This window comes from Rhodopseudomonas parapalustris (genome assembly GCF_053772255.1).
Genome location: NZ_JAMKBZ010000015.1, coordinates 116,281 through 128,815, shown reverse-complemented (window position 1 = coordinate 128,815; position 12,535 = coordinate 116,281). Strand labels below are relative to the sequence as shown.

Here is a 12,535-nt window from a genome sequence, read left to right as displayed (position 1 = left end):
TTCCAAATTGTTCACGGACGACATTTCAACATGTCGGGATTCCGGGTTCACGCGCTCTGCGCGTGCCCCGGAATGACGGAGTAACAACTACCCGATCGCGATGCCGCCGCCGATGGTGCGGTTGAGGACCTGGGTGGTGCGCTCGATGCGTTCGGCGGCGCTGTTCAGTGCGGCGGCGACGGCGCGGTTGGTGGTCACCGTGCGATCCAGCGAAGCCGCACGATCGTTGCGCAAGGCTTCCACTTCCTGCTGCAAGGCGGCGATGCGGCCATGCGCGTCGAGCAGTTCGTCGGCCATCATCAACGCCGCCATCACGGTCAGCCGCGCATCGCCGATCTCGCCGAACCGGCCGCGCAGACTCTGAATCCGCGTCTCGAGATTTTCAGCTAGCCCGAGCAGTTGCGGCTCCTGGCCCGGCTCGCAGGCCATCCGGTATTGCCGGCCGTTGATGGTGACGCTGACGTGGTTGGCGGACCCAGCGGAGTCGCTCGAGCTCATGACTCCTCCTCGGCCGGCTGTGGATCGCCCGCTTCGGCGTCGAGCACCTGACGGATGGTGTCGATGGCCGAGTCGAGCCGCTGCGCAATCTCGCGGTTGACCCGTTCCAGCTTGCGGCTGCGCACCAGCGCACCGTCTAGCTCGTCGGCGAGCCGCGACCGGTCGGCGCCGAGCGCCTGAATCCGCGACGCCAGCTCGTCCTCGTCGCGATCGGCCTCGGCACGCCGTTCTACCGCGCTTTCCAGCGCTTCGAGCGCCGCGGCAAGGCGACGCGCCGCTGCGACGATCTCGGCCGGAGCCTGATCGGAAGCGATGGAACCGTGGGCAGGACGATCCGTCATGCTCGTTGCGCGACCCCTCGCAATCTCCCACACCCGAGGCCTTGCCGGCCCCCAATAAAAGCCACGATTGAACAAGCCTTTAGAGCGCGAAATTTACGTGGCGAGGAAGCCCAGCGCAACGCTGCCACAGAACTATGCACTGCAAAGCGCCGGTTTCGGCTCCGATTCCGGGCCGCCGAGTTGGCCGTAGCGGTATCGGGTGCTATGCGGACTGGCTTCCCCGGCTGTTCAGCCCCATCTGTTCTGTTCATCGCCTTGCCACGGAGGCAGGGCACGGTCCGATTCCATCGGACTACCGGCAACCTCAATTTCAGGCGGTTTCAATCATGGCGCAGGTCGATCAATCCCGTATGGCAAACGCAGTCCGGGCGCTCGCGATGGACGCCGTGGAGAAAGCAAAATCCGGCCATCCCGGCCTGCCGATGGGCGCCGCTGACGTCGCGACCGTGCTGTGGACGCAGTTTTTGAAGTTCGATGCGGCCGAGCCGCATTGGCCGGACCGCGACCGCTTCATCCTCTCTGCCGGCCACGGCTCGATGCTGCTCTATGCGCTCCTCTACCTCACCGGTAACGAGGAGATGACGCTGGATCAGATCAAGAACTTCCGCCAGCTCGACTCCAAAACCCCGGGCCATCCTGAGAATTGCATTACCTCATCGGTCGAGACCACCACCGGCCCGCTGGGTCAGGGTGTGGCGTCCTCGGTCGGCACCGCGCTGGCGGAGCGCCTGCTGCAGGCCGAATTCGGCGATATCGTCGATCACTACACCTACGTGCTGTGCTCCGATGGCGACCTGATGGAAGGCGTCAGTCACGAGGCGATCGCGCTGGCCGGTCATCTCAAGCTGTCGAAGCTGATCTTTCTGTACGACGACAACGGCATCTCGATCGACGGCCCACTGTCGCTGACCGACAATGTCGATCAGGTCGCGCGCTTTCAGGCGCATGGCTGGAATTCGTTCCGGATCGACGGCCACGATCACCAGGCGATCGCCGACGCGATCCGCAAGGCCCAGGCCTCCGATCGGCCGACCATGATCGCCTGCAAGACCACGATTGGGTTCGGCGCGCCGCACAAGGCCGGAACCTCGAAAGCCCATGGCGAACCGCTTGGGGCCGAAGAACTCGCCGGCGCGAAGAAGGCGCTCGGCTGGGATTACGGCCCGTTCGAGATTCCCGACGACGTGCTCGGTGCCTGGCGCAACGCCGGCAAGCAAGGCGCCTCGGCACGCGCCGACTGGCTGGCGCGGCTCGACGCGCTGCCGGCGGACAAGCGCGACGAATTCAAGCGCCGGGTGATCGACCGCAAGCGGCCGGCGGCGATTGCGGACGCGATCCGCGCGCTGAAGGACAAGCTCGTCGCAGAGCCTCAGACCATCGCCACCCGCAAAGCCAGCGAACTCGCGCTCGAGGCGCTGACGCCGGTGGTGCCGGAGTTGCTGCTGGGCTCCGCCGACCTGACGCCCTCCAACAACACCCGCGTCAAGCAGGCCAAGGACGTCACACCGGACGATTTCTCCGGCCGTTACATCCATTACGGCATCCGCGAGATGGGTATGGCGGCAGCCATGAACGGCCTCGCGCTGCACGGCGGCTTCGCGCCGGCCGGCGGCACCTTCCTGTGCTTCACCGACTACGCCCGCCCGTCGATGCGGGTCGCGGCGCTGTCGCATGTGCCGGTGGTCTACATCATGACCCACGATTCGATCGGGCTCGGCGAAGACGGCCCGACCCATCAGCCGGTCGAGCATCTCGCCGCGCTGCGGGCGATGCCGAACATGCGGGTGTTCCGCCCCGCCGATGCAGTGGAAACCGCCGAGTGCTGGCAGCTCGCGCTGGAGAACACCAAGGGGCCGACCGTGCTGGCGCTGTCGCGACAGAACCTGGCTCAGGTGCGCACCGCAACGTCCGAGGCCAACCTCAGCGCCACGGGCGGCTATGAGCTGATCCCGGCGCCCGGCAAGGCGCAGGTGTCGATCTTCGCCACCGGCTCCGAGGTCGAGATCGCCGTCGCGGCACAGAAACTGCTCGAAGTGCAGGGCGTCGCCGCCCGCGTCGTCTCGGTGCCGTCGCTCGATCTGCTGCTGGCCCAGGACGACGCGACCCGCGCCGCGATCATCGGCGATGCGCCGGTCAAGGTTGCGGTCGAAGCGGCGGTGCGGTTCGGCTGGGATGCGGTGATCGGCCCGGACGGCGGCTTCGTCGGCATGACCGGCTTCGGCGCGAGCGCACCGGCCAAGGACCTCTACAAGCACTTCGGAATCACCGCGGAAGCGGTAGCGGACGCCGCTAAGCGTCGACTCAGCGCCTAATAACGCGGCGCTCACCGACGGGCGATTAAGGATCGCGCAATTTCGTCGGGCGCGGCAGTTCACCGCATCAGGTGAGCCGCGCCCGCGGTAAGTCTTTGATCTGAATCATGAACGAGCGGATTGCAACCGCTCGGTATTTTGGGCATGAAACCGCGCAAGAGTACGGGGAGCGCCCCGTCATAGAACTGAAAATCATCTGCAGCGAGGAGAAATTGGATGGCAGTCCGGGTCGCGATCAATGGGTTTGGCCGTATCGGCCGCAATGTTCTGCGGGCGATCTACGAGTCCGGCCGTAAGGATATCGAAGTCGTTGCGATCAACGATCTCGGCCCGGTCGAGACCAATGCCCATCTGCTGCGCTTCGACTCGGTCCACGGCCGCTTTCCGTTTGAGGTGAAGGTCGACGGCGACACCATCGATGCCGGCCGCGGCAAGATCAAGGTGACGGCGATCAAGGATCCGTCGGCGCTGCCCTACAAGGATCTCGGCGTCGACATCGCGCTGGAATGCACCGGCATCTTCACCGCGCGCGACAAGGCTGCCGCGCTGTTGACCGCCGGCGCCAAGCGCGTCCTCGTCTCGGCTCCGTCGGACGGCGCTGATGCCACCATCGTTTACGGCGTCAACCACGACACCCTGACCAAGGACCACATGGTGGTGTCGAACGGTTCTTGCACCACGAACTGTCTGGCTCCGGTCGCCAAGGTGCTCAACGACACCGTCGGCATCGAAACCGGCTTCATGACCACGATCCACGCCTACACTGGCGACCAGCCGACGCTGGACACCATGCACAAGGATCTCTACCGCGGCCGCGCCGCGGCGATGTCGATGATCCCGACCTCGACCGGCGCCGCCAAGGCGATCGGCCTGGTGCTTCCTGAACTGAAGGGCAAGCTCGACGGCGTCGCGATCCGCGTGCCGACCCCGAACGTCTCGGTGGTAGACCTCAAGGTCATCGCCAAGAAGGCCACCACCAAGGAAGAGATCAACGACGCGATCAAGCGCGCCGCCGAGCAGGAGCTGAAGGGCATCCTCGGCTACACCAACGCGCCGAACGTCTCGATCGACTTCAACCACGATCCGCACTCGTCGACCTTCCACATGGACCAGACCAAGGTGCAGAACGGCACGCTGGTGCGCGTGATGTCTTGGTACGACAACGAGTGGGGCTTCTCCAACCGCATGGCCGACACCGCCGTCGCGATGGGCAAGCTGATCTGAGGATCTGATACCCGTAACTCATGGTTCGGGATGCGGGCATCATCGGCCCGCTTCTCACCATGAGGATAGTGACATGGCGCGAGGAGATGATCTCCTCGCCGCTTGCGAAACCCTCATCCTGAGGGAGCCGAGCGCAGCGAGGCGTCTCGAAGGATGGGCCCCACACACAGGGTTCATCATGACCAAATCATTCCGCACCCTCGACGACGTCGATGTGAAGGGCAAACGCGTCCTGCTGCGCGTCGACCTCAACGTGCCGATGGACGCCGGCAAGGTGACCGACACCACCCGCCTCGAGCGCGTGGCGCCGACCATCACCGAGATCGCATCCAAGGGCGGCAAGGTGATTCTGCTGGCGCATTTCGGCCGGCCGAAGGGACGCGACGACAAGAATTCGCTGAAGCCGGTCGCGGCCGCGCTCGCTGACGTCATCAAGAAGCCGGTCGGCTTTGCCGAGGACTGCATCGGCGAGCCCGCCGCCAAGGCGATCGCCGCGATGACCGACGGCGATATCCTGTGCCTGGAAAACACCCGCTTCCATCCCGAGGAAGAGAAGAACGATCCGGCGTTCGTGGAGAAGCTGGCCGAGCTCGGCGACATCTGGGTCAACGACGCGTTCTCGGCCGCGCACCGCGCCCACGCCACTACCGAAGGCCTCGGCCACAAGCTGCCGGCCTATGCGGGCCGCACCATGCAGGCCGAGCTGATCGCGCTGAACAAGGCGCTGGAAGCGCCGACCAAACCGGTGATCGCGATCGTCGGCGGCGCCAAGGTGTCGAGCAAGATCGATCTTCTCGAAAACCTGGTCACCAAGGTGCAGGCGCTGGTGATCGGCGGCGGCATGGCCAACACCTTCCTGCACGCCCAGGGCGTCAAGGTCGGCAAGTCGTTGTGCGAGAAGGATCTGGCGGAAACCGCGCTGCGGATCATGAACAAGGCCGAGGCCGCCAACTGCGCCATCATCCTCCCCGTGGACGCCACCGTGGCGTATCACTTCGAGGCCAATGCGCCGTCGTTCGCCTACGGGCTCGACGCGATCCCGGCCGACGGCATGATCCTCGACGTTGGCCCGCGCTCGATCGAGCGCATCCACGCCGCGATCGACGACGCCGCCACCCTGGTGTGGAACGGCCCGGTCGGCGCATTCGAACTGACGCCGTTCGACAAGGGCACAGTCGAAGCCGCCAAGCATGCCGCCAAGCGGACCAAGGCCGGCAAACTGGTGTCGGTCGCCGGCGGCGGCGACACCGTCGCAGCGCTCAACCATGCCGGCGTCGCTGACGACTTCACCTACATCTCGACCGCCGGCGGCGCCTTCCTGGAGTGGATGGAAGGCAAGCCGCTGCCGGGCGTGGAAGTGCTGCGGGTCAAGTGATCCGTCTCGCCGGCGCCCATCGCGGCGCCGGCTTGCGACCACCTCCGCCGGAGCCTATCTTGCGTTACATGTAACGCTCCGGTTGGAGGGGATTGCCGCGATGGACAAGCCGGTCGACAAGCCTGCGGGGGCAAAGATCACGCGCCGCCCCGGCACAGCGGCTAAGCCGCCCAGCGCCACCGCCGAGCGCGTCCGCCGCCACCGCGAGAAGATGAAGGCGATGGGGCTAAAGCCGGTGACGATCTGGGTCCCGGACGACTACAACTCGCCGGAATACAAGGCCAAGATCAGGCGGCAGTGCCTGCTGCTCAAGAACGATCCGCACGAACAACAGATCCTGGCCGAAACTGAAGACTGGTTTGATCCAGAAGGCTGGAAGTGACCCGAGGCGACGTCGTTCTGGTCGCGATGCAGGGCGATTACGGTAAGCCAAGGCCTGCCGTCGTGGTGCAGGTCGACGATTTCGAGGAGGTCCCCTCGCTCGCAGTTTTGCCCCTCACAACTGAACTGCGCGATATCCCGGCGATCCGCCTTGCGGTCGAGCCGACCCCGGATAATGGCCTCCTGCAACGGTCGCAGATCATGGTGGATAAGATCACGGCGGTCGCGCGGCGCCGGGTCGGTCGACGGATCGGTTCCCTCTCCACCAACGACATGGCCGCGGTCAATCGTGCCCTCGCCATCTTCCTCGGCATTGTCTAAGACCCTGTCCGAACGGCTTCCCACCTCAACAAGAACAGCCAAAGGAGAAACGCGATGAACCTCGCTGACTTGAACCAGATCGCTCGCGCCATGGTCGCGCCCGGCAAAGGCATTCTCGCCGCCGACGAGTCGTCGGGGACGATCAAGAAGCGGTTCGACGTGATCGGGGTGGAGTCGACCGAGACCAACCGCCGCGACTATCGCGAGATGCTGTTCCGTTCCAAGGAAGCGATGAGCGACTACGTCTCCGGCGTGATCCTGTACGACGAGACGATCTGGCAGAACGCCGCCGACGGCACTCCGCTGGTGAAGCTGATCGAGCAGGCCGGCAGCATTCCCGGCATCAAGGTCGACGAGGGCACCCAGCCGCTGCCGAACTGCCCGGGCGAGACCATCACGGTCGGCCTCGACAAGCTCGCCGAACGGCTCGCCAAGTACTACAAGCAGGGCGCCCGCTTCGCGAAATGGCGCGCCGTGATCGACATCGACACCGCCCGCGGCGTGCCGACCCACACCGCGATCATGACCAACGCCCACGCGCTGGCGCGCTATGCGGCGCTGTGCCAGCAGGCACAGATCGTGCCGATCGTCGAGCCCGAGGTGCTGATGGACGGCGCCCACGACATCGACACCTGCTACAACGTCACCGAATGGGTGCTGAAGGAAACCTTCCAGCAACTCTACTTCCAGCGCGTCGCCCTCGAAGGCATGATCCTGAAGCCGAACATGGCGGTTCCGGGCAAGAAATCGGCTAAGAAGGCGTCGGTGCAGGAAGTCGCCGAAAAAACCGTGAAACTGCTGAAGGCATGCGTGCCGTCGGCGGTGCCGGGCATCGCCTTCCTGTCCGGCGGCCAGTCGGACGAAGAAGCCACGGCGCACCTCGATGCCATGAACAAGATCGGCGGCCTGCCCTGGGGCCTCACCTTCTCTTACGGTCGCGCGCTGCAAGCGGCGCCGCAGAAGGCGTGGTCGGGCAAGGCCGAGAACATCGCGGCCGGTCAGGCCGCGTTCACGCACCGGGCCCGGATGAATTCGCTCGCCGCCAAGGGCGAGTGGAGCGCCGAGCTCGAAACCAAGAAGGCCGCCTGAGCCGCAATGAACGCCAAGCCCGCCCCATCGCGTCCGGCGCCGCGCCTGTATCTGGCGACGCCGGTGATCGCCGATCCCGCCGCCATTGTCGGGGCCCTGCCGAAGCTGCTCGCCGCCGCCGATGTGGCGGCGGTGCTGCTGCGGCTGGAACCGTCCGATCCGCGCACCCTGACGTCGCGAATCAAGGCGGTGGCACCGGTGGTGCAGGCAGGCGGCGCGGCACTCCTGGTCGACGGCCACGCCGATCTGGTGGCCCGCGGCGGCGCCGACGGGGCGCATCTGACCGGCATCACAGCGATGCAAGAATGGCTGCCGCAATTGCAGCCGTCCCGCATCGCCGGTGTCGGCGGGCTGGAAACCCGCCACGATTCGATGATCGCCGGCGAGATCGGGGCCGATTACGTGCTGTTCGGGGAGCCTGGAACCGACGGTACCAGGCCTTCGGCGGACGCGATCGCCGAGCGGCTGGACTGGTGGGCGGAACTGTTCGAGCCGCCGTGCATCGGCTATGCGACGAGCCGCGACGAAGTCCATCAATTCGCCACAGCAGGTGCCGATTTCGTGCTGGTGGGCGACTTCATCTGGAGCGCCGACGATCCCACGGCCGCGCTGGCGGACGCCGGCGAAGCGCTGCGCCAAGGCTTCGCTGCCGCCCCCCGGCAATGACACATTGGATTCGACGATGAAGGCGCTGCGCGCATTCGCGATTGTTGCGGCTTCGCTGCTGTTTGCTACCGGCGCCACAGCGCAGATCTCGCTGTCGCCGCCGTCTTCTGCGAATCCGTTCCCGAAGCCACTGGAGCCGGAGAAGCCGAAGCCCAGGCCGCCGGCTGCTGCCAAGGCCCCCGCCGCACAGGCGAAAGACAAGGACAAGAAGCCGGCCGACAAGTCCGACGCCAAGGCCGCCAATGGCGCCGGCGCGGCCGAAGTCGACGATCCCAACGTCGATCTGGTCTACGGCGCCTATCAACGCGGCTTCTACAAGACGGCATTCGAGCTGGCGCAGAAGCGCGCCGCCGACAATGACGCCAAAGCCATGACCATGCTGGGCGAGCTCTACGCCAACGCTCTCGGGGTCAAGCGCGACTACAAGAAGGCGGTCGAGTGGTACGCGCGCGCGGCCGATCTCGGCGACCGCGAGGCAATGTTCGCGCTCGCGATGGCGCGGATGGGCGGCCGCGGCGGCCCGCCGAACCGCGAGGAAGCCGCCAAATGGCTGGCGCAGGCCGCCAAGCTCGGCGAACCGAAGGCGGCCTACAATCTGGCCCTGCTCTATCTCGACGGCCAGACTTTCCCGCAGGACGTCAAGCGCGCCGCCGAGCTGCTCAGGATCGCCGCCGACGCCGGCAACCCGGAAGCCCAATACGCGCTGGCGACTTTCTACAAAGAGGGCACCGGCGTCCCCAAGAACATCGAGCAGTCGGTGCGGCTGCTGCAGGCCGCCGCGCTTGCCGGCAACGTCCCGGCCCAGGTCGAATACGCGATCGCGCTGTACAACGGCACCGGCACTCCCAAGAACGAGCCGGCCGCCGTGGCGCTGCTGCGCAAGGCCGCACGCGCCAACAACCCGATCGCCCAGAACCGCCTCGCCCATGTGCTGGTCACGGGCCAAGGGGCGACGCGCGACATCGTCGAGGCGATGAAGTGGCATCTGGTCGCCAAGACCGCCGGCAAGGGCGATCTGCTGCTCGACCAGACGCTGGCGCAAATGCCGGCCGAAGATCGCGCCAAGGCCGAGGAAGCGGCGCGCAACTGGATCGGCGGAGGCAAATGATCCGGGTTGACGCCGCCCGCCGCAAAGGGCACCCCTTCGGCGGCAATCCCCTCACAATCCCTTCCAGACCGGACCCGTTCGCAGGTCGTTACGAGACCAGACCATGATCCATTCCGCCCTCATCAACGTCATGGTCAAGGCCGCGCGCCGCGCCGGCCGCAGCCTCAAGCGCGACTTCGGCGAGATCGAGAATCTCCAGGTGTCGCTGAAGGGGCCGGCGAACTTCGTGTCCCGCGCCGACAAACGCGCCGAAGAGATGCTGTACGAGGACCTGTCGAAGGCACGGCCGGGCTACGGCTTCCTCGGCGAGGAAGGCGGCGTGCGCGAAGGCGCCGACAAGAGTCATCGCTGGATCGTCGATCCGCTCGACGGCACCACCAACTTCCTGCACGGCATCCCGCATTTCGCGATCTCGATCGGGCTCGAGCGCGAGGGCACGATGATCGCCGGCGTGATCTACAATCCGGCCAATGAGGAGCTCTACATCGCCGAGCGCGGCAAGGGCGCCTTCCTCAACGATACCCGCCTGCGCGTCGCCAACCGCCGCGAACTTCCCGACTGCGTGATCGGCTGCGGCCTGCCGCATCTCGGCCGCGGCAACTTCGCACAGAACCAGCGCGAGATGGCGGCTCTGCAGCCGAAGGTCGCCGGCATGCGCCGGTTCGGCACCGCCTCGCTCGACCTCGCCGCGGTCGCGGCCGGCCGCTTCGATGGCTTCTGGGAACGCGACTTGTCGCCCTGGGACATCGCGGCCGGCATCGTGATGATCCGCGAAGCCGGCGGCACCGTCGGCGACATCAACGGCGGCGACGTGCTCAAGACCGGCGATATCGTCTGCGGCAACGAAACCATCCACGCCGAGCTGGTGCGGATCCTGAAGCCGCTGAGCTGAGACGCAGAGCAGGCGCCGATCGTAAAAGGCTACCCCTGAACGGTCGTCATCGCCGGGCTCGACCCTGCGACCCAACGTCTTCAGATGATGCCGTCGAGCACGCCCTCACGCGCGGATGGATGCGCGGGCCTTCGCCGCGCCGAAGGGGCTTCGCCCCGTAGGCGGATCAAGCCCGAGCATGACGTGGCAGCGTGGTGCTCCACATTGCCACACCAAAGGTCGTCATCGCCCGCGCAGGCGGGCGATCCAGTATTTTAGAGCTTTGCTTCAAGAATCAGCGCACCACCGTACTGGATCCTCCGCATACGCGGAGGATGACGGTTGTTGTGTGGAGACGGCGCCGGACTTCAAATAGGAGCCGGCCTCACGCCGCCGGCACGATCCGGCGCACGTCACCACCGTCGGTGATGAACGCCGCACCCGGCTTCGAGAAAAGGAAGCCGTTGGACTTCTTCAGCGGATAGAGCTGATCGAGGTTCTGAGCGCCTTCGGCGACGGCGAGCTTGCCGTCGATCACGTCGCGATACAGTTTAGCGACCGCCACCATGTCGCACTGCTGCGGCGACAGGCGCATCGAGGAGACGCCGGCGTCCTTGAGCTTGTCGATGTCGCCGAGCAGGCTGGCGCAGGTGTAGGACAGCGTCTGCACGCCGTTCATCGCCAGGAACGGCTCGTCGTCGAGCGTGGTCACGGCGAGACCGTCGGGGTCCTGCTCGCAGACGAACTTGCAATTGTCCTTCGCCAGCTTGTTGAGCCGGGCATGATAGCAGCGCGCCGAGATCGCCAGCGGTACGCGACCGAACGAGAACACCTCGAACGACACGTTGGGCAGCGACTTGGCGATGCTGCGGATCGCCGACAGCGGGAGCTCCGGCGGCAAGCAAATGCGGCTGGCGCCGCGCGAGGCGAAATACGCCGCGGTCGCCTCGTTGTAGATGTTGACGAACGGACCGATCGCATGCGCCTTGCCGCCGAGCATGCCGAGGCAGGAGAGGTCGTTGACCTCCATCATGAAGCCGTCGTCGGCGGCGAGCTCGGCCATCGCCTTGCGTTCGCGCGGCAGCGACATCAGCACCAGCGAGCCCATCAGCACTTTCTTGCCGGCGCCGGCGAGGCGTTCGACCACCGCCGGGATGTGCTCCTCAAGGAACGGCTGGCGCTTCGAGCACACCACCTCGCCGACCACGACGGTGTCGACCGGCGCTTCGTCGGCGATGCGGAAATAGAAGTCGCGCCACTCTTCCGGCTTCCAGTTGAACAGCACCGGTCCAAGCGTGAGTTGCATGGGAGTAGCCTCGCTGTGGTTCGCGAAAAATCACTCGGCGCCGACGGACGTCAGCGCCTGCTCCTTAGCGCCAGGTCTTCTTGTAGGCGCCGGTGGTGGTGGATTGGCCTTCGGTCAGGCCGCGCAGTGCGTCGACCGGCAGCGGCCGCCCCTCGTCGAGCGCGGCGAGCACGTCCTTGAAGGTCTTCACCACCCGCTCGATATAGGCCCGGCCGCGCTGGCGGCCTTCGATCTTCAGCGCCGCAACGCCGGCGGCGCGCAGGTCCGGCAGCATCGTGGTGGCATCGAGGCTGGCCGGGTCTTCGAACAGATAGCCGCAGCCTTCGTCGGTCTGGTAGCGGCCCTTGCACAGCGTCGGATACGCCGCAGCCTCGCCCTTGGCGAATTTGTTGATGGTGAACTCACCGAGCCGCGACACCAGCGAGCCGTTCTGCTCGCGATACTGGATCGAGGCCGCCGGCGAACACACGCCGTCCATGTTGGGCGACTTGCCGGTGGCGTAGGACGACAGCGAGCAGCGGCCCTCCTCCATCACGCACAGGCCGCCGAAGATGAAGACCTCGGTCTCGACTTTCACCTCTTTGGTGATCGCAGCGATTTCCTGCACGCTGAGCACGCGCGGCAGCACCACACGCTGGGCGTTGAAGCTGTCGACATAGAACCGGATCGAATCCGGATTGGCGGCCGCCGCCTGCACCGAAACGTGCAGCCGCTGCTCCGGATGGGTCTTGGCGCAGTAATCCATCACGCCGACGTCGGCGAGGATCAGTGCGTCGGCCTCGGCTTCGACCGCGTCGTCGACCGCGCGCTGCCACAGCTCGACATTGCCGGCGCGGGCGAAGGTGTTGATCGCCACCAGCACCTTGGTGCCGTAGCGATGCGCGTGCGCGATCGACTCACGCATTTCCTCGCGGCTGAAGTTCAGCCCCGGGAAGTTGCGGGCGTTGGTTTCGTCGTTGAAACCGCAATAGATCGAATCGGCACCTGCTGCGACGGCATCGTGCAGCGCCGCAGGCGTGCCAGCGGGACAGATCAGTTCCATG

Annotated in this window: 13 protein-coding genes; 9 read left to right on the top strand and 4 right to left on the bottom strand. The window is 65.9% G+C overall.

Translation table 11 applies throughout. The features are described from left to right. Positions 1-87: 87 nt before the first annotated feature. Positions 88-498 (bottom strand): cell division protein ZapA, encoded by a 411-nt coding sequence (locus M9H71_RS15060; protein ID WP_013500891.1) that lies wholly within the window; start codon positions 496-498, stop codon positions 88-90. After that, on the bottom strand, positions 495-839 hold the full coding sequence (locus tag M9H71_RS15055; protein ID WP_455405773.1) for a DUF4164 domain-containing protein: 345 nt from the start codon (positions 837-839) through the stop codon (positions 495-497). Before M9H71_RS15055 ends, M9H71_RS15060 begins: the two co-directional genes overlap by 4 nt. 326 nt (positions 840-1,165) lie before the next feature. On the opposite strand from M9H71_RS15055, the gene tkt reads away from it, so the two are divergent. From tkt to M9H71_RS15010, 9 genes are all read left to right on the top strand, one after another. Next, positions 1,166-3,151, top strand: coding sequence for a transketolase (tkt, locus tag M9H71_RS15050; RefSeq protein WP_455405772.1), 1,986 nt, complete (start codon positions 1,166-1,168; stop codon positions 3,149-3,151). Between the two features lie 216 nt (positions 3,152-3,367). After that, complete coding sequence (gene gap / locus M9H71_RS15045) at positions 3,368-4,375, top strand: type I glyceraldehyde-3-phosphate dehydrogenase (RefSeq protein ID WP_455405771.1); 1,008 nt, start codon at positions 3,368-3,370, stop codon at positions 4,373-4,375. Between the two features lie 178 nt (positions 4,376-4,553). Further along, positions 4,554-5,750, top strand: coding sequence for a phosphoglycerate kinase (locus M9H71_RS15040; protein ID WP_455405770.1), 1,197 nt, complete (start codon positions 4,554-4,556; stop codon positions 5,748-5,750). 100 nt (positions 5,751-5,850) lie between these two features. Beyond that, entirely contained in the window at positions 5,851-6,132 is a 282-nt protein-coding gene (locus M9H71_RS15035; protein WP_455405769.1) for an antitoxin MazE family protein, read from the top strand. Next, positions 6,129-6,452, top strand: coding sequence for a type II toxin-antitoxin system PemK/MazF family toxin (locus tag M9H71_RS15030; RefSeq protein WP_455405768.1), 324 nt, complete (start codon positions 6,129-6,131; stop codon positions 6,450-6,452). Before M9H71_RS15035 ends, M9H71_RS15030 begins: the two co-directional genes overlap by 4 nt. A gap of 54 nt (positions 6,453-6,506) precedes the next feature. Then, positions 6,507-7,541 carry a class I fructose-bisphosphate aldolase gene (locus M9H71_RS15025; protein WP_455405767.1) on the top strand — a complete coding sequence of 345 codons (1,035 nt, stop codon included), beginning with the start codon at positions 6,507-6,509 and terminating at the stop codon, positions 7,539-7,541. Between the two features lie 6 nt (positions 7,542-7,547). Further along, a complete protein-coding gene (locus M9H71_RS15020; RefSeq protein ID WP_455405766.1) occupies positions 7,548-8,207 on the top strand; it encodes a thiamine phosphate synthase in 660 nt (219 codons plus the stop codon). Between the two features lie 16 nt (positions 8,208-8,223). Beyond that, positions 8,224-9,315 carry a tetratricopeptide repeat protein gene (locus tag M9H71_RS15015; protein ID WP_455405765.1) on the top strand — a complete coding sequence of 364 codons (1,092 nt, stop codon included), beginning with the start codon at positions 8,224-8,226 and terminating at the stop codon, positions 9,313-9,315. A 103-nt stretch (positions 9,316-9,418) separates the two neighbouring features. Next, on the top strand, positions 9,419-10,207 hold the full coding sequence (locus tag M9H71_RS15010) for an inositol monophosphatase family protein (RefSeq protein WP_455405764.1): 789 nt from the start codon (positions 9,419-9,421) through the stop codon (positions 10,205-10,207). 364 nt (positions 10,208-10,571) lie between these two features. Here the strand turns inward: M9H71_RS15010 and M9H71_RS15005 are convergent, their stop codons facing one another. After that, positions 10,572-11,492 (bottom strand): U32 family peptidase, encoded by a 921-nt coding sequence (locus M9H71_RS15005; RefSeq protein ID WP_455405763.1) that lies wholly within the window; start codon positions 11,490-11,492, stop codon positions 10,572-10,574. 64 nt (positions 11,493-11,556) lie between these two features. Further along, positions 11,557-12,534, bottom strand: a complete 978-nt coding sequence (gene ubiU, locus M9H71_RS15000) for a ubiquinone anaerobic biosynthesis protein UbiU (protein ID WP_164605946.1) — start codon at positions 12,532-12,534, stop codon at positions 11,557-11,559. Between the last annotated feature and the right edge of the window lies 1 nt (position 12,535).